The sequence below is a fragment of the Leptospira sp. GIMC2001 genome (assembly GCF_028462125.1).
Taxonomy (GTDB): domain Bacteria; phylum Spirochaetota; class Leptospiria; order Leptospirales; family Leptospiraceae.
Window position 1 is genome coordinate 1,670,857 of sequence record NZ_CP115468.1, and the last position, 24,292, is coordinate 1,695,148.

Genomic DNA, 24,292 nt, shown 5'->3' on the forward strand with positions numbered 1-24,292 from the left:
GTAAATTTAATCAAATATATTTTCAAATTTCTTAAAATAACTCTTCTGTTTCTTCTGTGTCGGACTTTTTGGTTTTGCGAGTTGCGGTTTCTTTTTTTGCAGAACCATCAGGTGCCTTATTCAAGATTTCAATCCTAGTATCAGCTTCTTTGAGTCTGTTCGTACAGATTTTTTTGAGTTCTACACCGCGCTCGTAGGCAAGGATCGAATCTTCTAACGATATCTGTCCTTTTTCCAATTTTTCTGCAATTTCTTCTAGTTCTTGAATTGCTTCTTCAAAACTCAAATCTTCGGTTTTATTTTTCATTGCTAATATTTTGAACATTGACTTCTAAGCTACCTTTCGCTAAAATCAATTCCAATTTTTCTCCTATTTTTACTTCGTTTGAAGCTTTGATTACATTCTTTTTATGATTTCGTATAACACTGTATCCACGGCTCAGAGTAGAAAGTGGAGAGAAGTTCTCTAATCTTCCCGAAGCTAGATTCAATCGATTGCTTTTTCTTTCGAGGCTTTGTTCCCAGCGAAATGATATTCTCTCAAAGACTGACAATTTTTCTTTTTTCTGGGAGAGAAAATTCCGACCAATTAGATGGATTCTTGAAAGCACTTCATCCAAAGCGATATATCTTTCTTCAATATAATGGCTCGGGTCAGTAAGGGATCTTTTATCAAGTGCTTTTCCCAAACGATCTCTAAGATATTGCAATCTATGCTTGAGAGCAAGAGTAAGCCTGCGATCGGTTTCTTCTAGATATGCAAATATAGTCTCAACTTCAGGTATCGCGATTTTTGCTGCGGCCGTAGGTGTCGGTGCGCTTACGTCCGCTGCATAGTCGGTAAGAACTTTATCGATTTCATGTCCAACAGCTGAGATGATAGGAACTCGTGAATTGTAATAAGCCATAATAACTTTTTCGTCATTAAATGCCATTAAGTCTTCATAGCTTCCGCCACCACGTCCAGCGATGATCACATCAACTTCCCATTTTGGATTGTTCAAAAGTTCAATAGCTTCTGTTATTGAATTGGGTGCATCAACACCTTGAACTACACAAGGAGATACTAATATATTTATATTCGGATAATTCGTTCTTGCAATTCTTATAATATCCTCAATTGCAGCACCGGTTGGTGAAGTTGCAATTCCCAATGTTTTGGGGAGGCGTGGTAGTGGTCTTTTTCTGTTAGGATCAAATATTCCTTTCTCATACAATTGCTTTTTTAATTTTTCAACTTGTAAGTGGATATCACCTTGTCCAATTTCTTCAATTTTGAAAACATTGAGTGAATACTCACCTCTCGGTTCATAAACATTAACGCTTCCATAAGCCATTACTTCCATTCCATTCTTTAATGGACGTCCGCTATAACTTTGTGTTCTTCCTTGAAAGAAAGTGCAGCGAAGATTACTTGTGCTATCTTTTAAAGAGAAATAAAAATGCCCAGATGGAGCAATATTGAAATTGGAAATTTCACCCTTTACCCAGATTGATTTAAAACTTGGATTGGAACTGAGTGCGTTGGATATGAGTTTATTGAGTTCCGATACTGTTATCGGTCTATCATTGCTCATTTCATTCGTCCTGAAAATTAAGGGCGTTTTCTCTGAATAATTTCCAGAAATCCCATAAGATAATAATGATAGTCAGAGCAACTGGACCTATTATCACTCCAATCAATCCAAATTCTTTTAGTCCACCGATCAGAGATAGAAATATCAAAAATGGATGGATTTTCAATTTTCTATCCAAAAGTTTTGGTTTAACATAATTTTCTAATATTAGATATCCACTAAACGAGCCGACCATAAAGAATATCGCAAGAAGCCAATTCGCTTCGATAAAGCCTAAATACAATCCAATGGGAATCCAAATGATTCCAGTGCCAAGAACAGGAATCAATGAAAAGAAAGTTCCAATGCTTGCATACAAAAATGGGCTGGATATTCCAGAAATTAAAAGCATGATGTATAAAAAAGCACCTTGTACAAGTGAGACGAGTAAATTGCCCATCATTACAGTTTGTACGGCAGACTCAATCCTTCTGCCAATTTTATCTTCTAGTGCTTTGGGAAAAGGTAGAGATTGGAAAATCCATTTTTCAACGGTTTTTCCTTCCTTGTAAAAAAAGAATAACAACAAAAATGAAAAAAATGCATTGAATATAAAACCAGTAGGAAGATCTAAGCTACCCAAAACGGATGTGGAGGAATTTCTAAGTATTCCATAGATGCTATCCAGATTGAGGATGTCTATGTATTTACCAACGAATTCACGGTAGATGACTGGAATTTTGAGCCAGAAAAATTCACTATCCGTGATAAAATCTGTAATCGAACTGAATCGAATCAGCGTATGAATAATTTTGTCTTCTGTAAATGAGAGGCGGATTTGATAAACCAAATAGACAGTTTCATTGATTAATGTACTTATAATAAAAATGCTTGGTAGTACAACCATTGTTAATAAAACCAAAACCATTATCCAAGGTGAAGCCCATTGCAGTTTTAAACCTAGCCATTCTTTGAGTCTTTTGTGGATTTTACGGGATGCAACATAGAAAATTCCTGCAATGATTGCTGACCATAGATAGGGTTTGAATACGAAATAAACCAAAAAGCAAGCTGTGATAAATAAAATTCCAAGTAAGACTGTAAGAAAAATTTGGTTTTTATTTTTTTTTAATAAGTTACTGTCCAATGGTTTAATAGTTACTATTTTTTTTGAAATAAATTTTTACAATACTTCCGTTACTTCCATCATCTCGTATAACAATGGTCAAAACCTTTCTTGAAAATCCTTCCGCTAGTAGCAGAGTACGGTTCTCATTGTTCTCAGACTGAAGTAATCTCCATTCTCTTCCTTGGAAATTTTTTAGATAGAAATCTTCCACTTCCTTTCTTGATTTAGAATTTTTGAAAATAAGAACGGCTTCTATACTTGAAAAAAAACTACTGCGTAAGTCTGTCGACATAAGCAATTCAGATTCTTCTAAAACAAGGTATGCGGGTATTGCTGGAGGGTTCTTTTCTGGGTTTGCAATTGCAGTTAACTTACCAAGAGAAAATACTTCTTGTTCTTGTGCCGCCCATATATGAACTGCAAAGAAGGTTAAGAAAATGAATAATGTTTTTTTGTTAAGCACCATTTCAGTGAATCGAAAACTTTGCTTGGTGACAAATCTTTTTTTAATCGAAGGATGACTTAAACTATGGATTGGGCAGAGTATTTAGATCAGATTTTAGCTTGGATCACCGTTCAAAATAAGATATTCATTTGGATTTTCTTTTTTCTCTCCAATTTAATGGAGAATGTTTTCCCACCTTGGCCAGGCGATACAGTTACAGTTTTTGGCGGCTTTTTTGTTGCTCATGGTGAAGAATACCCATCTCAATTTGGAATGATTGGCCTAATTTCCAGTACCCTTCTTGGAAACCTAGCGGGCGGCTATATCATGTATAGATTTGGACATCGTTTCTTACAATGGGTACGCAATAAAAACTTTCCTTTCAAAGAGGAACTCTATAGCGAAGAGAAAATTGAATCTACCTTCGATTGGTTCCGGAGAAATTCGATTCTTGTTGTTTTGATTTCAAGATTCTCAGCGGGGATTCGATTTTTTGTATCGATTGTTGCGGGAATGGTTCATATGAATCCAATCTTATTCTTCAGTCTATTTACCGTCGGCGTTTCTGTCTGGTGTGGGTTATTGATTGGTGGTGGTTATTCCTTAGGAAGAAACTGGGAACAGGTGCTGAATATTTTGGCAATGTACAATAAGTTCATATTTGGTTTGATTATCCTTGGAATTCTAATCTGGACATTTAATCATTTTACAAAAAAACAGACTTGACTGAGTCCAGAAAATTATTATTCTATTTCTATCTTTCTTGGGTTGGAAACAGATTGATATTGAAATTGGATTCAAGCATTTGAACTATGTCTCGGTATTTTGATTTTACAGGATTATAACTTAAGCTACAACTATGCACTACACACATTTTAATTTTTTTGCAATTGGTTCCATCATCGGCGCAATATTTTCATATTATATTGCTATACTATTTTTAGTTTTAAAAGATAAATCCAAAGCAACTTTCCATCTTGGTTTTTCCAATTTTTGGTTAGCCCTTTTTCACACGGGATATGCTTGGGGCTTTATTGCAGAAGGTCCAGGTTCTGTGTATCATAAATATTTAGTTATACCAGGGGCAATGTTTGGAGCCTTGGAATTTTCTAGATTTTTTATAGCCTATCAGATAAAAGACTCTAAGAAATTAGACAAAATTGTAGCTTCTATTTTGTATACGATTGCGATTGGGATTTCAATCTATTATGTTTTTATAAGCTTTGATGCTATTCGTCTCTATTTTCCATCTGCACATTACTTCGATTTTAAATTACATGCTTTTAATAAATTCTACTCGATTGTAGTGATGGTGTATTTTATAGTTTTTGCTTTTTTTGGAATTCGTAATTATCGAAAAGTAGAGAAACAATATCGATTCACAACCTTAGTTATCCTAGCTTCTATTTTATTTATCACAATTCTTCCCGGAATACTGAATGCTTTGTCTCGTGATGGAGCGATTAGTCGAGAGATCTATATCATCGTTGTTGACTTATCGGTCGTTATTGGGTTATTTTGTTTATCCGTCGTTTATATTAATAATACAGAAGACAAAACCACAATCATGTCTCGGATTACGGGAATCACCATGGCAACCTTTCTTCTTGTTCTCCAGATGGTAAGCTATTTTGCAATTTCCGACAAAGAGAAAACTTATGACATGCAAAAATACAACCAAGCCAAGCTTGCATTAGTTGATAAAGTTTATCCAGATGACATGAAATATATATTTGTCTATGATATTAAAGATGGTGCAAATTCTTATCTTTATAAAAATTCAAATGAATTGCCTGATTATAAAAAAAGCAAAAATGAAATATTGAATACGTTTTTGTGGAGTCGAATTGCAACTATTCAGTCAAGAGACCCTGAGATTTTCCAGGCAGAGACCAAAGCAATATTGGAAAATTCCCATCCTGGATTTTCCGGATACAAGGCTTTAGTCTTGGATTATTTGGATAGAAATAAAGACAATGGAAACCAGCTGAATGCATCCGAACTATTGAGTTATTTTGATTCATTGAATCGAAAGATCACATACAATAAAAATAAATTGGGTGCTCTAAATGAGTCAGAACTTGCTTCTTGGATTGAAAAAAATAGGAATTCAGACAACTGGCTCGGAGTCTTTGTAACGGGAATCGTAACGAATCATGAGATAACCGATATAGCTAGTTTAACTGGTTTTTTTGCACCTTTTCAAGTTCCAGAATCGAGAAGGTATAGAGGAGATTTCGAATCAGGCAGAAAGGATCTTGAACCTGAGAAATACGTTAGCTTTCTTATTCCTTCCATTGCAAAAAACATAATCTATGAAGTGGGTTTTTCCTATGATGCTTATATGCGTTATATCGATAGTCTTGCTAGAATACTAGTTTATATCATTGTAGGAACGATCATTCTTGTCGGAGTTGGTTTTAGATTTTTCTTTTCAGGTGCATTGGTCAATCCGATCAATGATGTGGTTGAAGGACTTAAGTCTGTGAATTCGGGAGATCTAACAGTTCGACTCAAAGTAAAAGTGGAAGATGAGATCGGATTTATGGCTAGATCATTCAATAAAATGGTTCGTTCTATCCAAGCTGCAAGAAAAAAATTAGAAGAATATGCACAAGACCTTGAGCACAAAGTTGAAGAACGAACAAAAGAACTTAAGCTCACATTAAATGAAGTTCAAAATTTAAAAACACAACAGGATGGTGATTACTTTCTTACTTCTTTATTGATTAAGCCATTGAGTTCGAATCATGTAACGTCTGATAATGTTAGAGTTGAATTTTTCATAAAACAGAAAAAGCAATTTGCATTTAGAAAATACCAAGAAGAAATCGGTGGAGATATCAATATTGCATCTTCAATTCGATTGCGCGGTAGAAAGTTTTCAGCATTTCTCAATGCGGATGCGATGGGTAAATCAATGCAAGGAGCAGGTGGAGCTCTAGTAATAGGGTCAGTTTTTGAATCCATCGTGGAGAGAACAAAGGTTTCTCGTGAAGCACAAAATTATTTCCCAGAACGCTGGCTTAAGAACACATTCATAGAATTGCATAAAGTGTTTGAGAGTTTTAACGGATCCATGTTGATCTCTCTCGTTATGGGTTTGGTCGATGATTCGACAGGAATTGTTTATTATATCAATGCAGAGCATCCTTTTACAATATTGTTTAGAGATGGAAAAGCTGAGTTTATAGAACAAGAATTTTTGTATAGAAAACTTGGAACCGCAGGAGTTAGCGGTGTTATTTCTATTCGAACATTTCATATGCAACCAGGCGATTCTTTGATCGCTGGATCTGATGGTCGAGATGATATTATTTTGGAAACCCATGATGATGGAACTCGAGTAATCAATGAAGATGAGACATTGTTCTTAAGAATATTAGAAAAATCCAATGGAGATCTAAATCAATCCTTTGAGAACTTACTTGAGATTGGACCATTGTCTGACGATATTTCCCTTCTCAAAATCACGTATGATCCAGTTAATTCAAAAGACTCATCTATGATTTCTCTTGATGCAAAAAAATCCTACTCAAGAGGCAAGGTTGCTTGGCAGAACAATCAACTTGGGCAGGCAATCGATGAATTGGAGAGAGCTCTTGATTTGTCAGATCGAGAACCAGCGATTCTAAAAAAACTTGGTCTCATGTATCTAAAAGCTAGGAATTATACAAGATCCAAGGATGTTCTTTTGGAATATATAGATAGAGAGCCGCAAGATACGGAATCCATTTTTATGGCTTCTTATTCCGCGAGAAAAACTGGAGATTATGGAATTGCTGTAGACTTGGGCGAGAGAGTAAGACTCAGGATGCCACATTATGGCGAGAATCTATTAAACCTTGCTAAATCACATATTCTACTCAAAAACATGGACAGAGCGTACGGTTTGCTGGAAGAAGCGAGCTTAAGTTTACCAGAACATCCAGGAATTCGTAAAATGTTACTTTTTACTAAAAAAAGAGTTTCGAGTACATAATTTTTTGACTTAAATTTCAGAACCTTCCGATTTAAGAAGAAGAGGTTTTCTTGCTTATCTCGGAGGGTTTTAAATTGAGAAACTGGTTTTTATTAATATTAATTATACTTACATCCACCTTGAGTGCCCAAGAGGAAAAAGTTGACCTCCAAAGCTCGGAAGCTGTTCTTGCAACTGAAAGAGCTATGGATCTTCAAATTTCTCAAGTTAATAAAAGACTTCGTAACCATTCGAAGCTTCTTGTAATGAGAACTAAAGTTTTGCCCGCACAAACTGTATTCTACAAAGGAAAAGGGGATGGTGATAAATGTATAATTGCCCCTGATCAAACAGCGGGAGACAATAATTGCATTCATTTAGAAGTATATGATTTCAAGGACTCGGAAAGAGGTCTTAGCGCAAAGAGTCTAGGTTCTTTGAATAAAGCTCTTACGATATTTTTCGCAGGTCAAGCTCCTGCGGAATCAGATCCGAGAAAAGTTCCTCCACGTGATATTGAAAAAATATTCACAAGAGTGTATATGAATGATTTTATCAATGGGGAATTGATCATTTCTGAAATCACAGATGAATCTCCTGGAACAGAACCCTTGGATAATAAAAATCTCTTTTTGTTCTTTCAAGAAAATGGTAATCCATTTCATGGAACAGAAGAGAACCCGGCACAAAAAGGCGTAGGTCGTTATAATTTGTCAGTTGTAGAAAACAGTACTTCTCATGATATTCGCAACGACTTTAAGAAAAAATATTATTTCAAACATGTGGATCAATTCGATAAGCTGTTCAGTAAAATTTTTAGCTTCAATGATCGCGATGGAAATGACAATTATAGAAATAATATCCGAGTTCTAAGAGATTCTTTGAAATACTAAGCGATTCGACATCAGGTCATAGTCTAAGGCTATAACCTATGTCGTATAAATTTCAATGGCTCAATAGTTTTGACTCTATCGATTCCGATGAATGGAATTCGATTATTCCACTAGACAATCCTTTCTACGATTTGAGGTTTCTGAAAAATTTGGAATCATCGCATTCCATAGGTTCGGAGCTAACTTGGCAACCGCATCCGCTGATCTACAGAGAAAATGATCGCATTGAAGCAATTCTAGTTTTCTTTATCAAGCTTGATTCTTACGGAGAATATATTTTTGATTTTGAATGGGCAAATGCATTCAATCGTGCTGGAATCAATTATTACCCTAAACTTACATCCGCCATTCCATTCACTCCAGCAACTAGTGACAAAATTTTGGTTCGAGATCAATCTCGTAAGAAAGAGTTAGGTTATAAACTTTTGAATGAAACAATTTCGCATGGAGCAGGTCTTGGCATATCTTCTATCCATTTTCTTTTTCATTCAGAGGATGAGATTGAGATTCTCAAAGAGATGGGATTTTATCCAAGACTTACTCATCAGTATCATTGGATACAGAGAGGATACCAATCTTTTGCTGAATTCCTCCAAGCTTTAAAGAAAGACAGACGCAAAACCATTCGTAAAGAACGAGAGTCCCTGCAAGAGTTGGGAATCGAAGTTAAAATTTTGGAATCAGATAATATAGATCCTGAATTATGGAGATTGTATTGGAGATTTTATCAAGATACCCACTCTAGGAAATGGGGACAGGCATATCTTACACAAGATTTCTTTGTTAAGATTTTTCAAGAATTTCGTGATAAAATGGTTTTGGTTCTTGCGCTCAAAGATGGAAAACCGATTGCCGGAAGTCTAAATTTCAAGGGTGAGAATACAGTTTTTGGAAGATATTGGGGTGCAACAGAAGATGTTTCTAATTTACATTTCGAATGTTGTTATTATGCTTTGATTGAATATACTATTGGAAATGGCTTTCAGAAATTTGAAGCTGGTGCGCAGGGTGAGCATAAATATATGAGAGGTTTTGAAGTAGTTCCAATTTATAGTTCTCACTACTTTTATAATAAAGATGCAGGTGTCGCTATCAATCGATATTTGGTTTCTGAAGCAAGCCATATGAGAGAGTCAATAGTTGAATGGAATCTTAAGTCACCTTTGAAAATTTTCCGTGAAGGATTACAGGATCATGGATAAGAATAAACCAAGAGAAGATGGTTCAGTTCTACTAAAAGAGAGAACCAAGTTACAACCGAAAAAACCTGGAAAATATGCAGTGGTAATTCTAAATGATGACTATACGCCTCGAGATTTTGTGGTTTGGTTGTTACAAACTGTATTTGCTAAGTCATTGGAAAAAGCGAATCAGATCATGATGGAAGCGCATACAACAGGTAAGGCTTTATGCGGAATATATACAAAAGACATTGCCAACACGATGGTACTTCAAGTTCGAAATCTAGCGGATCAATATGAGTTTCCGCTTGAATGCAGAATTGAAGCAGTAAAGGAGGAATGATGGTTTTATCAATGGATTTAGAAGAAAGTTTAAAATTAGCAACGGCTGAGGCTGTTAAACGAAGCCATGAATATATAACATTGGAGCATTTGCTTTTGTCGTTAACTCAGAACGATGAAGTAAAAAATATCTTACAATCTCTTCATGCAGATATTGGAATGTTGCGTAAAGATCTAGAAAATTATTTAGATGAAGAGCTATCAGCAATCGTGCGACTAGGTGACAACATTGAACCCAAATATACTGTTGGGGTTCAATACATTCTGCAGTTTGCTGCATTGCATGTTCAGTCAACAGGGAACACGGAAGTGAAGGCTTCTAATGTCTTGGTTGCACTTTTTCGCGAGCAAGATTCACATGCAATCTACTATCTTAACAAGCAAGAGATAACTCGATACAATGTACTGCGATTTATTTCACATGGCGTATCGAAATCCAATACATCAAACGAAAGTCATGACGAATCTTTGGATGAAAGCCATTCGGAATCTATGGAAGACTTTGGAAATGGAGCAAGTGGAGAGAACTCTAACAAGGATCCGTTTGCAGCTTTTACTGTTGATCTAATCCAAAGAGCAAACGATGGCAAAATTGATCCCTGCATCGGACGAGATGAAGAAATTGAAAGAACCATTCATATTCTTGCGAGACGAAGAAAGAACAATCCGATTTTTGTTGGGGACGCAGGAGTTGGTAAGACAGCAATTGTGGAAGGGCTTGCACTGAAGCTTTCACAGGGACAAGTTCCAAAGTCAATCCAATCTCTTCGCATCTATTCTTTGGATATGGGGCTTATGATTGCAGGAACGAAATTTCGTGGAGACTTTGAAGAGAGATTAAAATTTATCATAGATAAAGCTTCTTCTGATCCAAATATTGTTCTCTTCATTGATGAAATTCATACTATAGTGGGAGCAGGAAGTGTCTCGGGCGGGTCTCTAGATGCATCCAATTTGCTAAAGCCTGCACTTTCTAATGGAAATATTCGAGTTGTAGGAACTACTACATTTCGTGAATACAAATCTATCTTCGAAAAAGACCATGCTCTTTCGAGGCGCTTCCAAAAAATCGATGTAGATGAGCCGACCGAATCCGAAAGCATTGCAATTGTCAACGGATTGAAAAGCAAATACGAAGAATTCCATAAAGTTGTTTATAGTCCGAAAGCAATTCAATCTGCTGTTGAATTGTCAGCTAAGTATATATTGGATCGCAAATTACCAGACAAAGCGATAGATATTATCGATGAATCAGGTGCTTTAGTGAAGCTTCGAAATGACGCGAAACCAGAACCAGTAGCGCTTCCTAAAGTGAGCACATCAGATATCGAAAATATTGTAACTCGCATGGCAAAAATTCCGATCACAACTTTACGCAATTCGGACAAAAAGAAACTTCAAGATCTCGAACCTATACTTAAGAGTAGAATTTTCGGTCAAGATAAAGCGATTGAAGAGCTCAATGAATCTATCCTTTATTCAAGTGCAGGACTTGGAGATGAATCCAAGCCAATTGGAAGTTTCCTCTTTGCTGGACCTACAGGTGTAGGTAAAACCGAACTCGCTAAGACTCTGGCTGAATCTATGAATGTACCTCTACTTCGCTTTGATATGAGTGAATACATGGAAAGGCATAGCATATCGAGATTGATTGGATCTCCACCGGGTTATATCGGGCACGGTGAAGTTGCTCTTCTAACCGATGAAGTGAGAAAAAATCCACATATGGTTTTGCTAATAGATGAGATAGAAAAAGCTCATGAGGATGTATTCAATCTATTTCTGCAGATTATGGATTATGCAACTCTTACAGATTCTATGGGCAGGAAAGCGGATTTTAGAAAGGCAGTTCTTATAATGACAACCAATACTGGAGCGAGAGAAAAATCGACTGTATTGCTTGGATTCGGAGAGCGAGTAGATGACGATCGAGATATGAAGGCACTAGAGAGGATGTTTAGTCCAGAATTCAGAAATCGATTAACATCCATTATTCGGTTTAATTCTCTACAGATGGAGCAAGTGGAGAAAATCGTCGAAAAAATAATAACAGAACTCGAAGTTAAGCTCAAGCCTAAAAAAGTGAGTATTGAACTCACATCAACTGCGCGTTCCTACTTAGCCAACAAGGGATTCGATCCGGATCTAGGTGCAAGACCTATAGCAAGATTTATTGATATAGAAATCGGTAAAAAACTTTCTAAAGAAATTCTTTTTGGCAAGTTAGTAAACGGCGGAAAAGTAAAAATTGACTATGGATCAGAAATTACATTCCAGTTTGAATGAAATTTTAATTCTGTTTTTGCATTTGCTGGATTCAAAAAAAGTCTAATTCGGTTTTATAGTGGGGAGCTTTTTATTTCGAATGAGATCCTCACGAAAAACCGCTACACCGAGACACCAAGCGCAAACGACACTAACAGCGAATATCCAGTAAGCGATTGAGAAACTATAATCTTTTGGCTCAATCATATCTGTAAAACCTACACTTGGATTGTTTGTAGCAATTCCAAAAAGAATCAAGATTAGAGTTTGCAGAAATAGAAAAATATACCATACCCAATTGCTTCTCCAAAATCCAGTGAAGAAAAAATTTAGAAGGGAAGCTAATATAAAGATCACATTCCATCTTGCAGATACAAAAACGAGTTCGATTGTATCATTGAATTTTATTTCATATTGGATCCAGCCAAGTCCGCTAGAAAGCATTTGAATAATAAGAAAACAGAAAAACAGCTTTTCGGGTAAGGATTTATTTGCAAAAAAACCAAATATTTTATTATAAAACTGCAATGCTAAATGGAGCCAACCCCGAACTATAATTTGAATCGCTTGGAAAGAAGTATCTATAAAATTTACAATGATCATTTCAGTTCTACCATCAATTCTAACTCGACACAAGCATCTAGCGGAAGACTCGCAACTCCAATGGCAAATCGGACATGGCGACCTTTATCACCAAAGATCGCCTGCAAAGCATCACTCGCACCGTTTGCAACCAAGTGGTGTTCCGTAAAATCGGGAATGCTTGCAACATATACTCCAAGCTTCAATACTCTTTGGATTTGGTCTAAGTCGCCGATTTCCGCTTTAATGCAAGCAAGAGCATTGAGAAGAGCTGTTTTTGCCTGCTTCATTCCTTCTTCAATAGAAACTTCATATCCTAATTTGCCTGTAAGGCCTAGATTTCCATCGATCATGGGCAACTGTCCAGATGTCCAAATAAAATTACCGGATCGAATTGCGGGAATGTAGCTAGCCAATGCTTTGGGGGAAGGTGGAAGTTTATATCCGAGGGATTCCAATTGGGTCTCAAAACTCATAGGAATACTGATCTCTATTCTTTGTTCTAATGAAAATGAAATTTTTTTTGATTTTTTTGATTTTTTACAAAAACATTTGACAGAAATTAGCACTCTAAGTAATAGATTGCTAATAAGAATAGCAGACTACAACAAGGACTGCCAAAAGGAGATACAATTATGTTGTATAAATTTTTAGAAAATGGAAAGACCAACACAATTTGGAGAGATTTTGACAGATTGAATGAGGCGCTGACTCGTTCGTTCCTAGAGCAAGATCCAGTAAGACCCAATTCTTATCCACCATTGAATGTTTATACAAAAGAGGATGATGCTTTTGTATATGCCTTCCTACCAGGAATGACTATCGAAGACATTGACCTTTCTGCAAAAGACAACGTCCTCGTAATTCGTGGAACTAAGAAAGAAGAAGCCTTAGCTGAAAATACTGAAGTATATTTGCGAGAAATATTCAACGGTGATTTTTCAAGATCTGTTGAGTTCCCATTCCGAATCGATGCAGATAAAGTAACAGCAAGTTATAAAAACGGAGTTCTAGGAATATTGGTTCCTCGGGCCGAAGAAGACAAACCAAAAAAAATCGCTATTAAGATCGCGAATCAATAGTTGAGAGGAGAAATATATGGCTACACAATTAGAAACAAAAGATAAAATCGAAACGAAAGAAACCGTTAAGAAAGAAATTGTCTACTCTCCAAGAACTAATGTTTATGAGACCAAAGATTCTGCGGTTTTTATTTTGGAGATGCCTGGTGTTGATTCTCAATCACTAGATATAAGCTTTGAGAAGGGAAGTCTTTCGATTGAAGGTAAGGTTGATGCGGATTCACTTAGAAGTGAATACCAAACGGAATACCTAGAAGGAAGACAAACTGTTTATCGTAGAAGCTTTACGATTGGCAAACCAGTAAATGTGGATGAAGCACAAGCAGAATGGAAAAACGGAACTTTGAAACTGACTCTACCTAAAGTCGAGCCGCAGAAGAAAAAAATTACCATTCAAAATTCCTAAACAATTGAATTGTTTAAGCAAATTTTATATCCCTTAGCAATCTAGCTAAGGGATATTTCTTTTATATTATCTAAAAGAATTTTTGTTTCTTCCAAAGTTCCAATTGTGATTCGAATATATTCTGAAGCAATTCCTTTGGCAAAATATCGAATATAGATGTTTCTTCTTTTCAATTCATTAAAATAATCGAATGCTGATAAAGAGGTATTTGGCTTGGCAAAGATAAAATTTGTTGAGCTCTCAATTACCAAAAAACCTAACTTATCCAATTCCTTACTCAAATATTCTCGGGTCTCTATGATTTTTTTGCAACAGGATTTAAAATAATCCTGATCTTCAATAGCGATTCTAGCAATTTCTTGATCGAGCATTCCCACATTATAAGAATCTTTAAGATTGTGCAAAAGGGCTATAAGCTCCTTATTGCCGCATAGAAAGCCAACACGAAGTCCCGCAAGTGAATAAGATTTAGAGAAAGTGCGCGATACCAAAAGGTTTGGATAGTTTTGAATTTCTTGAATGACAGAAGTTGAATCTGAAGCAAAATCGATATATGCCTCATCACAGAGAACTAGCCCATCAAAGTTTTGTACAAATTTGAGGACTGATTCTCTAGGTTCTAGGATTCCCGTTGGAGCATTAGGATTCGCAAAAGAACAAAGTTTTGCTTTTACTTTTGCCATTGCTTCCCAATCAAAAAGTAAATTGGAAAGTAGAGGAATTTGAACATGATCAATTCCTTGCATTGTTATATCAGCATATACTGGATAGGCAGAATACGTTGGATCTGGACTTAATATCGAATCTCCTTTTTCTAGGCAGGCAGTAAATAGCAATCGAATCGCTTCATCAGATCCATTTGTTATGATAATCTCATCTCGATCGATTCCATAGAGTTTTGCTATCGCATCCCTAAGTCCATCTGATGTTGGATGTGGATATTTGCGAAGATTCCCTGATTCCAAAATGCTTAGAACAGAATCTTTTATTTTTGAGCTTGGTGGATATGGATTCTCATTGGTATTCAGTTTGATTATTTTCTGAAGTCCACTTGGTTGTTCGCCAGGAGTATAGGGTGTGAGTTCAATTAAATCTTTTCTAAAATACGAATTCATAATATTCTACAATCGATTTAGAGCATTGATATAGGCAAGCGCACAAGCCTCTATTATATCAGTAGAGCTCGCTTTACCGACTACTCGCTTGCCTGAATTCTCTAGGGTAACCGATGCCTCGGCAAGGGCGTCGGCTCCTTCAGTTACTGGTGAGATCAATAGTCGAGATAGTAGGGGAGAGTGACCTGTAGCCAGATCAATCGAATTAAAAATTGCATCGACTGGACCATCACCTTTTGATGTTTCTTCTCGAATCTGATCGGATATTTTGATCTTTATAGTCGCAGTTGGAATGGAATCCGTTCCCGTTTTTATTTCGAAGGATACTAACTGAAATTGATCACTGTCTGATCTTCGAACCTCATCACTAAATAGAGCGAGTAAATCCTCATCAAAAATTTCTTTCTTACGGTCAGCAATTTCTAGGAAACGTTGGTAGGCTGCATCCAAGTCTTCCGCCTTAGGATCAAATCCCAATTTTACAATTCGTTCTTTGAATCCAGCTCGTCCTGAGTGTCTACCGAGAACCATTCGATTAGATTTCAAACCAATGGATTCTGGCTTCATGATCTCATAAGTTTCACGATTTTTGATTACACCATCTTGGTGAATTCCAGATTCATGAGCAAATGCATTGGCTCCAACAATTGCTTTATTCGGTTGAACAACCATTCCAGTGATCGTCTTTACAAGGTAAGATGCCCTTGCAATATGCGTGGTTTCCAAGTTGGTTTCTATTCCGAAAAAATCTTTTCTTGTTCGAAGAGCCATTGCAATTTCTTCCATTGCAGTGTTGCCAGCTCGTTCGCCAATACCATTGATTGTGCATTCAACTTGCCGTGCTCCGTTAATAATTGCGGACAATGAGTTCGCAACAGCAAGACCCAAGTCGTTGTGACAATGGGCACTGAATATAACTTTGTCGGCACCTTTGACATTTTGTTTTAGGAATTCAAAAAGTTTTCCGTATTCTTCTGGAGTCGTATAACCTACAGTATCCGGAATATTGATAGTTGTTGCACCTTCTTCTATGACCGCTTCTGTGAGCTCGCGCAGGAACTCCCACTCAGAACGAGTTCCATCTTCTGCACTGAATTCTACATCCTCAACTAAATCTCTTGAAATGCGAACAGCTTGTCTTGCCATTTCCAAAACTTCAGTTGGATTTTTACCAAGCTTGTGCTTCATATGGATGGGTGATGAAGCTATAAATGTGTGAATTCTTTTTCTTTTTGCGGGAGCGATTGCTCTACCTGCAGATTCAATATCCGCTCTCATCGCTCGGGCAAGTCCTGCGATGATTGGTCCCTCAATTTCTCGTGCGATTCTCTCAACTGCCTGGAATTGAACTGGTGAAGAAATCGGAAAACCAGCTTCAATTACATCTACTTTCATTTTGGCTAGATGGAGAGCGATTTCTATTTTCTCATCTTCGCTCATAGCAGCGCCCGGGCATTGCTCACCATCTCTAAGAGTTGTATCAAATATCTTTACATAGTCTGGATTCATAGTTCAATTCTAATGATTGAATCCTGGGCTCTCATGCGTCAAGGGAAAAGAAAATTTGGTTTTGGTTCTGCTGATCGTTTCTAAAGCTTGCATCATGAGCTCAAAATCTTTTAAAATCGAAAATCTCAAATTGATGGGAATCAATTTTCATTCCGACGATGTGACTAAGACCGCTCAGATTTACCACGAGATTTTTGGTTGGAAAATTATCGCGCTTTCCGAGAAGCATGCATCTCTCAGCATCGTCGATAAACCAAAGATTCAACTTTTTATCGATAAGATTGACGGGAATTGTCCAACCAATCCAGGAACTCTAACCTTAGAACTTTCTCGAAATGAACTCGAAAACAAAATCTACAAAAATCCTATTTGGCAGCAAAACTTCCAAACAGAATACAAGGATTCCAAGAAGAATTATGAGTCTTGGATCGATGCAAACTACAATAGAATCTGGTTTGTATACAGTGAATTGAATTAGCTAAATGAATCTTTTAATAATTTGGATTAGTTCTTCTGCCATAGATTTATGGTTTTTATTCCATTCCTGACTTCCATCTCGACCAACAGCATTTGTAATAGCGAATACGGATGTAAATTTTTTCTTCATAATTTGGCAGACTCGTGCAATCCCAAAAGCTTCCATATTCTCTATCATTGGAGTCTCTACCCAAATAGGTAAAGATTGTGGATCTATCAATGTGATAGAGTTAGGTGAATTTACATCAGCAATCGCAAAATTATTATTTGATTTTACAATTTTAACTCCGAAATCAGAGGATTCGGTTTGAATGAATTGAGGCAAAAGATCCGGAGCATAGGATTCTTTTTTCCAGACAGAAATTTCTCGATAGTAGTAATTTCTTCCGATTGCATAACTTGGAAAAAAAAGTTTACTTGGATCGTAAGTTCCAGCAGATCCTATGAAAACAATTTCTTGAATATTGGGATTGGTTTGAAGGATTCTGCTTAATTGAATCGAAGCTTCCAGATTCCCCACACCCAGATCTTTAGAATGGGGAACAAAATCTTGTAGATCACCCAGTTCAATTGCGATAGCACTACAAAAAAGTATTTTATCTAAAGATACAATCAACTACAGAAGTCCCAAGTCTTCTTCAAATCCATGCATAAGATTTAAATTCTGCAGAGCTTGTCCAGCTGCTCCTTTAAGTAAGTTGTCAAGCGCCGATACAATCACAACCATACCGTCTCTAACTTTTGCAGACATATCTAGGTAGTTAGTATTTTGTACATTTTTTATTTCAATCTCTTCAGGTGAGTTGTAATAGCGTAGAAAAATTTCGGACTCACATTTAGTTTTTAATATTTCTGGAATTTTCTTGGCAGTTTCGGAATCTGTCTGAATATAAATCGTCGCAAGTATACCTCTATAAACAGGGAGTAGGTGAGGCGTAAAAACTATATCGATTTTTTTCTGATTTGCAGTTGCATATTCTTGGATCTCAGGTTCGTGTTGATGTGCCAAAATTTTGTATGCTCGGAAGTTCTCAGCAGTATTGGTAAAAGAAAATCCAATATCCTCAGTTCTTCCGCCGGCTCCACTGACTCCAGACTTTGCATCTATAATGATTGATCCGCTTATCTTGTTATGAATATCACTCAGAAGTCGAATAGGAAGAAGGGAACCCGTTGCATAACAGCCTGGATTAGCTACAAAATTGGAGAGCTTTAATTCATTTCGATAGATTTCCGGAATTCCAAATACGACCTTCTCCATCAAATCAAATTCTGCATGGGTAAATTTATAGTATTTCTCAAATAATCCTTTATCGTGGAGTCGAAAACTACCAGATAGATCGATCACTTTATGACCTTGCTTCAATAAACGTGGTGCCATCTCCATGGACACTTCGTTCGGAGTAGCCAATACAACTGTCGAATCTTTTGGGATGGGATCAGTGTGAGAATGGAAATTCATCTCTTTTTTAAATTTATCTTGTGGATAACATTCTTGAAATTTCTTTCCATTCAATTGATTGCTTGTTATATGAACTAGTTTAAATTTTGGATGGTAATTTAATAATTTAATCAACTCTCGACCGGTTAATCCGCCGGCTCCAATGATACTCAATTCTACCATTATGGGCTCCCTAAAAAATTACCTTGAGGATAAGGATTTTCATAAAATGCATTGGGTTCAAAATCATTACAAAAAATCGGAACAACTACGTCTACAAATCGAATCTCACCTGCAACAATTTGAGGTAGAGAATCACAAGGAACGAGTCGAATGGTTTCAAGGCATTGATCCATATCTTTTCGTTTATAGAATACTCTTTGATTGTAATTGAGGGTGTAGCCAAGATTTGGTAATGGACTCAATGTGTTTTCAAGAATTCTACAAGCAGCGACTCTTGCTTGAATTTCTCTTGTGATCGCATCAACCATTTTATCACCGCGAATTACATCAGGTCCTTCAAAGCCAATGCAATTCGCGACTACAATCAGAATTGGAATTAAGAAAAATTTCATAGTACAGATCAATGGGAATTGTGAACTACTAGTGAGTCAAGGAAGAAAGGATTTTCGTCTAGAAATCTTGAACACCAAATCATAGAAATTAAAATTTCGTTGCTGTGCTAATTGAAGATTTCTCAAAAATGGGTTTTCTAAATGGAAAAAGTTGAATTGAATCAGGGGTTTCTTGAAAGATGGGGAATCCAAGTAATTTACAAAGATTTTAATAAGATAAGAAAACAGTTTATACTGGCAGATATTGATAGATTTTATGAGAATTCGAAAAGCATAATATATTTCGCAACAATTCTTTCTTTTTTTATCGGACTGATTCCCACTGCTATCATCGTTTATATTGAAAGTAGTTTTTCTCACGAGACAATACCTTGGTCAAATCCGTTTTATGAAAAATGGACATGGATAATTTCAGCTCTAGGAATTTTTACTTTTTTGGAATTTTATTTCCTTTATAGAGTTGGTTTCTATAGCGTTGCAAAGCTTGCTTGTTTGTCGGGAATGAGTATAGATGATGATCCGATCATACTTACCAAGAATAAAAATATCTTGGCTCGAATGGTATTGGAAATTCCAGATCATCGACTGAAATTACTTGGAGTTGATCCTTATAAAAGATTGAATAAAAAAGGTTTATTCTTTCGAACGATTCTTTATAAATCGAAAGTCTTTCTTTCCAATTATGCAGCGAAATTAATCTTTCGCAAAATCCTGAGTCGAACAACCCTGCGAGTTTATGCGGAATACATAATCGCACCAGTTACCGGTGTTTGGGATGCATTGATTACATACTATATTCTCGAAAAAATGAAAATTCGATTGTTTACAAGAAATTTAACTGAGCTATACTTTGAACATTTTCTGGAAACAGCAGAAACCATGGATAATGAAGTAATCGATTTGAATATTCGAGCAATCGCAAATGCTGTAGTATTGGACAAGAAGTTTCATCCAAATTTGGAATATTTACTTCTCAAAATGTATGATCGATTCGAGGATAGGATAAATAAAAATGACCCAATTGATGATTGGGATAATTTTTTGATAAGAGTTGATAATTTGAGTCAAGACAAACAACTGAAAGTTCTAAAAACCTTTAACCTATGTTTATCGATGATTGGAAAACTTTCCAAATATGAGAAAAATGCTATCAATGACTCGAAACTTTTATCTTCAAAAGAAAATATTCAAAATATTCAAACTCTTATCGGCCTTATGCAGGAAGGAAATTTTAGCAAATTAAAAGAACAAATTCTTTCTATTTAAAAATTTCAACATAAAACGATTTTATTGAAAGTCTTCTTGTCGATTTGAATTGTAAACTAGTTCTTTCTTTTTATAAACTTTGAAACTAGAATCTATAGGATTGAAATAGATTTTACAATTATCTTTTTTATTCATTTGTTCACAGATACCGTCAATTTCAATTGCGACTTTATCGTAATCAGTTTTTGCCGAGATAAGATTTATTTTTGGAAGAGGATCGAGAATCAATGTAACAGGTTCAAACATATTGTATAAAATTATAAATTTATTTTTTTTTGGATTTGTTGATATCGATAATTTATTTCCATTTGGAATAATTTTAAAAAAATCTTCGTCTCCTTCATTTGGATTTTTAAATAGCATTTCTTTTTTTATAATTTGGTTCGCTTCATTGAGATCTGACTTTTGTTTTGCTATGAGCCCACTGTCTGTGATGGGTTCAAAAGAAATTTCCGATAGACATAGATCCTGAAATTTACTTCCCTTTTTTATCTCGGGGAAACTTATTTCCAATGTATCTGTAGATAGATCTGGAAATTCATATTTCTGAACGGTATGAACGTCTTTTAAGGAAATCTGTCTTGTTTCTCCAGTTTTTGATTTGAGAATTATTTTATAAGGTCTTGCATTCATAGCAAAAAGTTTTGAATCGTAGAAGCCATTTGCTATAAAGATGGATTTTATTGTAGATTTAGATTCTAGATTGATTTCAATATTGGATCGAGTGTCCCAATCTTTGCCATTAATACACCAAGGAGAGGACGATTTGTCCGTTAGATGATCTAGAAGGAATCGGTTTCTGTTGTCATCTAGTTCACGAACAGTATCGCCCACTGTAAGATCAGATATCGATTGAGCAGTAAGGGAAGAAGCAAAAACCAGTAAAGCGAAAATGTTTCTAAACATAATCGCTAAGACTGATAAAAAGATGATTATTTGTCAAATAAATTCTGGACTAGATGCGAATACCAAATCCCAATTTCCCACCTGTATCAGAAATACTAGAATTAACTGTCTCGCCATTTCCAACACTAATTTCAAGTGAATGGGCAGCTCCATATCCTTCTCCAAATAAATAGAAAGAATCACCAATATTTATTCGCAGACCTAATTTCGCCTCCGCTTTTCCTATAGTTGTCCCTGTTCCAGCTGTCCCAATACCAAATAATATACCAAAATATGGATCGAATGTTCCAGTTCGATTCATATGAAAATTCATACCAAAATCTAGTGTGGAACCAATAAAGCTCAATTTATCCGATTCAGACATACTTGAGATGAGGAGTAAAGGAATAAATGAAGATGTAGATGATGAACCCGAAGATGATCCTGAGCTAGACGACAATAATAATAAAGGTAGAAAATCATTTAAAGGATTTGATGCCGGTGTTATATCATATTGGTGGGAAGAAACACCAAATACAAAGCCAAACCAACTCGGATAGTATTCTGCATGAAAAGAAGAAGTGTAAATGCTGGTTTTCGCAGCTGAATCGGTTTCTAAACTCGACAATAAAAATAGCGGGTTTATATTGTTTGATCCACTAAGTAGCAATAATGGAAATATATCTCCACCGCCACCTCCACTAAAATTGGTAGCCTCGCCGTTTCCAGAACCGAAACTGTATTGGATTGCCCAATTATTCTTGTTGTCTGATTCCTCTGCAAATATTGCAGAAAATCCAGTGAGAATGAACACACTTACTAAAATTTTTATTTTATTCATATATTGATCTCAAATTTTGATATAAATATAACAACTATTTATTGATATATTTATATATAAAAAGAAAAAAAAATCCATTAATTAATTCCTAGCAATCGAAAATGCAATCCATTCGGGAGGAATTTCTGAATCATTAGGTACTTGAACTTCAAGAAGCCATTCATTTGAATCCAAATTAGATACACTCTCGATAGGATACGCTGGTTTACAACCATTGATTGTTCCCGAAACTGGAATGCAAATTTTATCTTTTGCATGGATTAGAATTCCAGAAATTCGATCAGACCATAGTTTTTGAAATTTGTCAAATGATTTGAGAATAATAGAATTTTCCAATGTATAAAGTATTTCCATTGGATAGGTCTTTTCTTCATAGTCTAGAATCAGTTTGTAATTGAATAGATTTGAAATTGTATTGATATGTTTGCTTTTCATGAATTGACTTTACCAAATCTTTGTGACATTCAAAAGGCGATTTAGTTAAAAAATTATTTTTAAAAAGTGGTTGATTTTTGAAATGGAAATGAAATATTTATACTTCATGAATGCAAGAGTATTCTCATATATTCTAATATATATTATTATTGCAATATTTAGCAATAATTGCAGAGTCGAGATGAATAGTCCGGCTGACCCAACTTCCAAAAGCTATCAAGAAACGGAAATCTTAAGATTTCTTCTATCAACACAAGCTAGCACCCAAGCGGAATCTGATGATAGTTCCGAAGAGACTGCAAACGACGATGAAGTTAAACCAGGTGCAAATATCTTAGGTCGTCTGCAAACAGGGCAGACAACAACTTTTCAAGCTGGAGACAACGGCGATCAAATTTCATTTTCATTGGCTCGAAGTTTCGCTGACAATGGGGATAATACAATTGAAGACTTGGTCACAGGTTTGATCTGGCAAAGATGTAGTTTAGGACAGACGAATGATGCAGGTTGCACCGGACCTGGCGACGTCTATTCTTGGAATGATGCTGTATCCCAATGTGCCGCTGTTGGATCAGACTGGAGATTGCCAACCATACAGGAACTGGCTACTCTGATCGATATGGGAGCAACTCCTCGTATCAATGGAACCTATTTTCCCAATACTCAAAATGAATATCATAGTTCGACCGAGAATCAGATCAATACAACCGAATCTTTTAATCAAAGATTTAGTGATGGATGGGTTCAATCTATTGCTAAATCAACCGAATATTCTGTTAGATGTGTTCGAGGGCCAACTCATGTAACGAATCATAGTTATGTTGACAATGGTGATGATACAATAACTGATACAGTAACAAACCTTACTTGGATGCGTTGTGCATTTGGACAGACGAACGGTGGAATCTGCACTGGCGGACCTATCCCAAACGCTTGGGCAACAGCTATAGGAACTTGTAGTGGTTTGGCACTTGCTGGGAAAACTTGGAGACTTCCGAATCGAAACGAAATTTTCTCTATACTGGATTTTACGAGAAACGTTGCGCCTGCAATTGATGTAAATTATTTTTCGAGTGCTGCGCCCAGTAACAATTCATGGTCTTCCACAACCACAGGGACAGGTGCTTTTGTCGGACGATTTGCTGGAGATGGATCCACAGGTTCTGCAAAAGGGAATGGGGAAACTGTAAGATGTGTAACTAGCGATTAAATCTATGTTATTCTAACAAATTATATTTTTATCAGTCTAATATTATTATGGATAGGATTAGTGGCTTTTTTCATTATCCTCGATTGCTTGTTATTGGAATTCTGTCGACTATTCTTTATTGTAATATTCCGCAAGATATTCAGTCAGATGAATTGACTCGAACCGAAATAAGAATTCAAAAGCGAAAATGGCAAGTCAATCCTTTTATTGATCCTTACCTTTTGTATCATCTCAATCATCCGATTCCAATAAAAATTCCCCAATACAATTCTCCGCTGCAAGTTAGAGCTATGGACGAATATGTTGCACGGCGGAGTTTAGAAAGAAATCGGAGTGAACGAATTACTTCTTCTTACCGATTCCAACGATGGTATCATAACAATAATGTCAGGCCTAGTCTTTTCAAAAAATGAATTTCTGTAGCGAATATAAACTGGTTTTTTAATTTGAACAGATAGGATTATCAATCAGGGTATTTTTGATCCGATGAAATATTCAAAAAGAAATTAAAAAAGTAGGTAAAAAACAGGCACCTATCTACAAACCACAAAAGCCCGCTATCTGAGCCAGACTCAGCTAACGCTTCCTCAGCCTCAGATCATGGGCATCCCAGACAGGATACTTCCCTGTTTTTACCTCCTTTATCAATTTCCCCGAATTTTCCGCGTAAGCTCCTAGATAACCTTCTAAATCCTT

The 24,292-nt window shown here is 36.0% G+C and carries 26 protein-coding genes; 12 read left to right on the top strand and 14 right to left on the bottom strand.

What is annotated here, in order from left to right; all coding sequences use genetic code 11:
* Window positions 1-31: 31 nt before the first annotated feature.
* From O4O04_RS09110 to O4O04_RS09125, 4 genes are read right to left on the bottom strand one after another with little or no spacing between them, the layout of a single operon-like run.
* Window positions 32-307 carry an exodeoxyribonuclease VII small subunit gene (locus O4O04_RS09110; RefSeq protein WP_272535566.1) on the bottom strand — a complete coding sequence of 92 codons (276 nt, stop codon included), beginning with the start codon at window positions 305-307 and terminating at the stop codon, window positions 32-34.
* On the bottom strand, window positions 297-1,577 hold the full coding sequence (gene xseA, locus O4O04_RS09115; RefSeq protein WP_272535567.1) for an exodeoxyribonuclease VII large subunit: 1,281 nt from the start codon (window positions 1,575-1,577) through the stop codon (window positions 297-299). Before xseA ends, O4O04_RS09110 begins: the two co-directional genes overlap by 11 nt.
* A gap of 1 nt (window position 1,578) precedes the next feature.
* On the bottom strand, window positions 1,579-2,703 hold the full coding sequence (locus tag O4O04_RS09120; protein WP_272535568.1) for an AI-2E family transporter: 1,125 nt from the start codon (window positions 2,701-2,703) through the stop codon (window positions 1,579-1,581).
* Between the two features lie 4 nt (window positions 2,704-2,707).
* Entirely contained in the window at window positions 2,708-3,151 is a 444-nt protein-coding gene (locus O4O04_RS09125) for a hypothetical protein (protein WP_272535569.1), read from the bottom strand.
* A gap of 63 nt (window positions 3,152-3,214) precedes the next feature.
* Here O4O04_RS09125 and O4O04_RS09130 point away from each other — a divergent pair, with 63 nt between their 5' ends.
* The 6 genes from O4O04_RS09130 to clpA all read left to right on the top strand — a co-directional run bounded on the left by O4O04_RS09130 (window position 3,215) and on the right by clpA (window position 11,793).
* Window positions 3,215-3,856, top strand: coding sequence for a DedA family protein (locus tag O4O04_RS09130; RefSeq protein ID WP_272535570.1), 642 nt, complete (start codon window positions 3,215-3,217; stop codon window positions 3,854-3,856).
* A gap of 133 nt (window positions 3,857-3,989) precedes the next feature.
* Complete coding sequence (locus O4O04_RS09135) at window positions 3,990-7,112, top strand: SpoIIE family protein phosphatase (RefSeq protein WP_272535571.1); 3,123 nt, start codon at window positions 3,990-3,992, stop codon at window positions 7,110-7,112.
* Window positions 7,113-7,186: 74 nt separating this feature from the next.
* On the top strand, window positions 7,187-7,984 hold the full coding sequence (locus O4O04_RS09140) for a hypothetical protein (RefSeq protein ID WP_272535572.1): 798 nt from the start codon (window positions 7,187-7,189) through the stop codon (window positions 7,982-7,984).
* A 38-nt stretch (window positions 7,985-8,022) separates the two neighbouring features.
* Entirely contained in the window at window positions 8,023-9,186 is a 1,164-nt protein-coding gene (locus O4O04_RS09145) for a GNAT family N-acetyltransferase (protein WP_272535573.1), read from the top strand.
* On the top strand, window positions 9,179-9,508 hold the full coding sequence (locus tag O4O04_RS09150) for an ATP-dependent Clp protease adaptor ClpS (protein WP_272535574.1): 330 nt from the start codon (window positions 9,179-9,181) through the stop codon (window positions 9,506-9,508). Before O4O04_RS09145 ends, O4O04_RS09150 begins: the two co-directional genes overlap by 8 nt.
* The gene (clpA, locus tag O4O04_RS09155) at window positions 9,508-11,793 is read left to right on the top strand and encodes an ATP-dependent Clp protease ATP-binding subunit ClpA (protein WP_442915956.1); all 2,286 of its coding nucleotides are present in this window, start codon (window positions 9,508-9,510) and stop codon (window positions 11,791-11,793) included. The genes O4O04_RS09150 and clpA overlap by 1 nt, the downstream gene beginning before the upstream one ends.
* A 42-nt stretch (window positions 11,794-11,835) precedes the next feature.
* On the opposite strand, the gene O4O04_RS09160 is transcribed toward clpA, so the two are convergent.
* Window positions 11,836-12,375 (bottom strand): hypothetical protein, encoded by a 540-nt coding sequence (locus O4O04_RS09160; RefSeq protein WP_272535576.1) that lies wholly within the window; start codon window positions 12,373-12,375, stop codon window positions 11,836-11,838.
* Window positions 12,372-12,830: a RidA family protein gene (locus O4O04_RS09165; RefSeq protein WP_272535577.1), complete on the bottom strand. Its 459-nt coding sequence runs from the start codon at window positions 12,828-12,830 to the stop codon at window positions 12,372-12,374. The genes O4O04_RS09160 and O4O04_RS09165 overlap by 4 nt, the downstream gene beginning before the upstream one ends.
* Window positions 12,831-12,989: 159 nt before the next feature.
* Between O4O04_RS09165 and O4O04_RS09170 the strand changes: the two genes are divergently transcribed.
* On the top strand, window positions 12,990-13,436 hold the full coding sequence (locus tag O4O04_RS09170) for an Hsp20/alpha crystallin family protein (RefSeq protein ID WP_272535579.1): 447 nt from the start codon (window positions 12,990-12,992) through the stop codon (window positions 13,434-13,436).
* A gap of 16 nt (window positions 13,437-13,452) precedes the next feature.
* Complete coding sequence (locus O4O04_RS09175; protein WP_272535580.1) at window positions 13,453-13,842, top strand: Hsp20/alpha crystallin family protein; 390 nt, start codon at window positions 13,453-13,455, stop codon at window positions 13,840-13,842.
* Between the two features lie 41 nt (window positions 13,843-13,883).
* On the opposite strand, the gene hisC is transcribed toward O4O04_RS09175, so the two are convergent.
* Together hisC and O4O04_RS09185 are read right to left on the bottom strand one after the other, a co-directional pair.
* Window positions 13,884-14,957, bottom strand: coding sequence for a histidinol-phosphate transaminase (gene hisC, locus O4O04_RS09180; protein ID WP_272535581.1), 1,074 nt, complete (start codon window positions 14,955-14,957; stop codon window positions 13,884-13,886).
* 6 nt (window positions 14,958-14,963) lie between these two features.
* Window positions 14,964-16,466 (bottom strand): 2-isopropylmalate synthase, encoded by a 1,503-nt coding sequence (locus O4O04_RS09185; RefSeq protein ID WP_272535582.1) that lies wholly within the window; start codon window positions 16,464-16,466, stop codon window positions 14,964-14,966.
* Between the two features lie 94 nt (window positions 16,467-16,560).
* Here O4O04_RS09185 and O4O04_RS09190 point away from each other — a divergent pair, with 94 nt between their 5' ends.
* A complete protein-coding gene (locus O4O04_RS09190) occupies window positions 16,561-16,944 on the top strand; it encodes a hypothetical protein (RefSeq protein ID WP_272535583.1) in 384 nt (127 codons plus the stop codon).
* Here the strand turns inward: O4O04_RS09190 and O4O04_RS09195 are convergent, their stop codons facing one another.
* Genes O4O04_RS09195 through O4O04_RS09205 form a run of 3 tightly spaced genes read right to left on the bottom strand, consistent with a single transcriptional unit; the run spans window position 16,945 to window position 18,959 of the window.
* The gene (locus O4O04_RS09195) at window positions 16,945-17,559 is read right to left on the bottom strand and encodes a nucleoside phosphorylase-I family protein (protein WP_272535584.1); all 615 of its coding nucleotides are present in this window, start codon (window positions 17,557-17,559) and stop codon (window positions 16,945-16,947) included.
* Window positions 17,560-18,567 carry an N-acetyl-gamma-glutamyl-phosphate reductase gene (gene argC / locus O4O04_RS09200; RefSeq protein WP_272535585.1) on the bottom strand — a complete coding sequence of 336 codons (1,008 nt, stop codon included), beginning with the start codon at window positions 18,565-18,567 and terminating at the stop codon, window positions 17,560-17,562.
* On the bottom strand, window positions 18,567-18,959 hold the full coding sequence (locus tag O4O04_RS09205) for a hypothetical protein (protein WP_272535586.1): 393 nt from the start codon (window positions 18,957-18,959) through the stop codon (window positions 18,567-18,569). The genes argC and O4O04_RS09205 overlap by 1 nt, the downstream gene beginning before the upstream one ends.
* Before the next feature lie 141 nt (window positions 18,960-19,100).
* Here O4O04_RS09205 and O4O04_RS09210 point away from each other — a divergent pair, with 141 nt between their 5' ends.
* Window positions 19,101-20,225 carry an LBF_2804 family protein gene (locus O4O04_RS09210; protein WP_272535587.1) on the top strand — a complete coding sequence of 375 codons (1,125 nt, stop codon included), beginning with the start codon at window positions 19,101-19,103 and terminating at the stop codon, window positions 20,223-20,225.
* A gap of 21 nt (window positions 20,226-20,246) precedes the next feature.
* Here the strand turns inward: O4O04_RS09210 and O4O04_RS09215 are convergent, their stop codons facing one another.
* From O4O04_RS09215 to O4O04_RS09225, 3 genes are all read right to left on the bottom strand, one after another.
* Window positions 20,247-21,131: an NADase-type glycan-binding domain-containing protein gene (locus tag O4O04_RS09215; RefSeq protein ID WP_272535588.1), complete on the bottom strand. Its 885-nt coding sequence runs from the start codon at window positions 21,129-21,131 to the stop codon at window positions 20,247-20,249.
* 49 nt (window positions 21,132-21,180) lie between these two features.
* Window positions 21,181-21,951: a hypothetical protein gene (locus tag O4O04_RS09220; RefSeq protein ID WP_272535589.1), complete on the bottom strand. Its 771-nt coding sequence runs from the start codon at window positions 21,949-21,951 to the stop codon at window positions 21,181-21,183.
* 81 nt (window positions 21,952-22,032) lie between these two features.
* On the bottom strand, window positions 22,033-22,386 hold the full coding sequence (locus O4O04_RS09225) for a hypothetical protein (RefSeq protein WP_272535590.1): 354 nt from the start codon (window positions 22,384-22,386) through the stop codon (window positions 22,033-22,035).
* Window positions 22,387-22,474: 88 nt separating this feature from the next.
* On the opposite strand from O4O04_RS09225, the gene O4O04_RS09230 reads away from it, so the two are divergent.
* Both O4O04_RS09230 and O4O04_RS09235 read left to right on the top strand, forming a co-directional pair.
* Window positions 22,475-23,596 (top strand): Lcl C-terminal domain-containing protein, encoded by a 1,122-nt coding sequence (locus tag O4O04_RS09230; protein WP_272535591.1) that lies wholly within the window; start codon window positions 22,475-22,477, stop codon window positions 23,594-23,596.
* Between the two features lie 47 nt (window positions 23,597-23,643).
* Window positions 23,644-24,009, top strand: a complete 366-nt coding sequence (locus O4O04_RS09235) for a hypothetical protein (protein ID WP_272535592.1) — start codon at window positions 23,644-23,646, stop codon at window positions 24,007-24,009.
* Window positions 24,010-24,292: the final 283 nt, after the last annotated feature.

What these genes read in the sequence shown, in the direction of transcription:
- O4O04_RS09125 (WP_272535569.1), bottom strand. Translation starts at nt 3,151, where the DNA reads ATGGTGCTTAACAAAAAAACATTATTCATTTTCTTAACCTTCTTTGCA.
- O4O04_RS09190 (WP_272535583.1), top strand. Translation starts at nt 16,561, where the DNA reads ATGAGCTCAAAATCTTTTAAAATCGAAAATCTCAAATTGATGGGAATC.
- O4O04_RS09235 (WP_272535592.1), top strand. Translation starts at nt 23,644, where the DNA reads ATGGATAGGATTAGTGGCTTTTTTCATTATCCTCGATTGCTTGTTATT.
- O4O04_RS09225 (WP_272535590.1), bottom strand. Translation starts at nt 22,386, where the DNA reads ATGAAAAGCAAACATATCAATACAATTTCAAATCTATTCAATTACAAA.
- O4O04_RS09230 (WP_272535591.1), top strand. Translation starts at nt 22,475, where the DNA reads ATGAAATATTTATACTTCATGAATGCAAGAGTATTCTCATATATTCTA.
- O4O04_RS09215 (WP_272535588.1), bottom strand. Translation starts at nt 21,131, where the DNA reads ATGTTTAGAAACATTTTCGCTTTACTGGTTTTTGCTTCTTCCCTTACT.
- O4O04_RS09110 (WP_272535566.1), bottom strand. Translation starts at nt 307, where the DNA reads ATGAAAAATAAAACCGAAGATTTGAGTTTTGAAGAAGCAATTCAAGAA.
- O4O04_RS09220 (WP_272535589.1), bottom strand. Translation starts at nt 21,951, where the DNA reads ATGAATAAAATAAAAATTTTAGTAAGTGTGTTCATTCTCACTGGATTT.
- argC (WP_272535585.1), bottom strand. Translation starts at nt 18,567, where the DNA reads ATGGTAGAATTGAGTATCATTGGAGCCGGCGGATTAACCGGTCGAGAG.
- O4O04_RS09170 (WP_272535579.1), top strand. Translation starts at nt 12,990, where the DNA reads ATGTTGTATAAATTTTTAGAAAATGGAAAGACCAACACAATTTGGAGA.
- O4O04_RS09130 (WP_272535570.1), top strand. Translation starts at nt 3,215, where the DNA reads ATGGATTGGGCAGAGTATTTAGATCAGATTTTAGCTTGGATCACCGTT.
- O4O04_RS09185 (WP_272535582.1), bottom strand. Translation starts at nt 16,466, where the DNA reads ATGAATCCAGACTATGTAAAGATATTTGATACAACTCTTAGAGATGGT.
- O4O04_RS09150 (WP_272535574.1), top strand. Translation starts at nt 9,179, where the DNA reads ATGGATAAGAATAAACCAAGAGAAGATGGTTCAGTTCTACTAAAAGAG.
- O4O04_RS09175 (WP_272535580.1), top strand. Translation starts at nt 13,453, where the DNA reads ATGGCTACACAATTAGAAACAAAAGATAAAATCGAAACGAAAGAAACC.
- O4O04_RS09160 (WP_272535576.1), bottom strand. Translation starts at nt 12,375, where the DNA reads ATGATCATTGTAAATTTTATAGATACTTCTTTCCAAGCGATTCAAATT.
- O4O04_RS09135 (WP_272535571.1), top strand. Translation starts at nt 3,990, where the DNA reads ATGCACTACACACATTTTAATTTTTTTGCAATTGGTTCCATCATCGGC.
- O4O04_RS09210 (WP_272535587.1), top strand. Translation starts at nt 19,101, where the DNA reads ATGGAAAAAGTTGAATTGAATCAGGGGTTTCTTGAAAGATGGGGAATC.
- xseA (WP_272535567.1), bottom strand. Translation starts at nt 1,577, where the DNA reads ATGAGCAATGATAGACCGATAACAGTATCGGAACTCAATAAACTCATA.
- O4O04_RS09205 (WP_272535586.1), bottom strand. Translation starts at nt 18,959, where the DNA reads ATGAAATTTTTCTTAATTCCAATTCTGATTGTAGTCGCGAATTGCATT.
- hisC (WP_272535581.1), bottom strand. Translation starts at nt 14,957, where the DNA reads ATGAATTCGTATTTTAGAAAAGATTTAATTGAACTCACACCCTATACT.
- O4O04_RS09165 (WP_272535577.1), bottom strand. Translation starts at nt 12,830, where the DNA reads ATGAGTTTTGAGACCCAATTGGAATCCCTCGGATATAAACTTCCACCT.
- clpA (WP_442915956.1), top strand. Translation starts at nt 9,508, where the DNA reads ATGGTTTTATCAATGGATTTAGAAGAAAGTTTAAAATTAGCAACGGCT.
- O4O04_RS09145 (WP_272535573.1), top strand. Translation starts at nt 8,023, where the DNA reads ATGTCGTATAAATTTCAATGGCTCAATAGTTTTGACTCTATCGATTCC.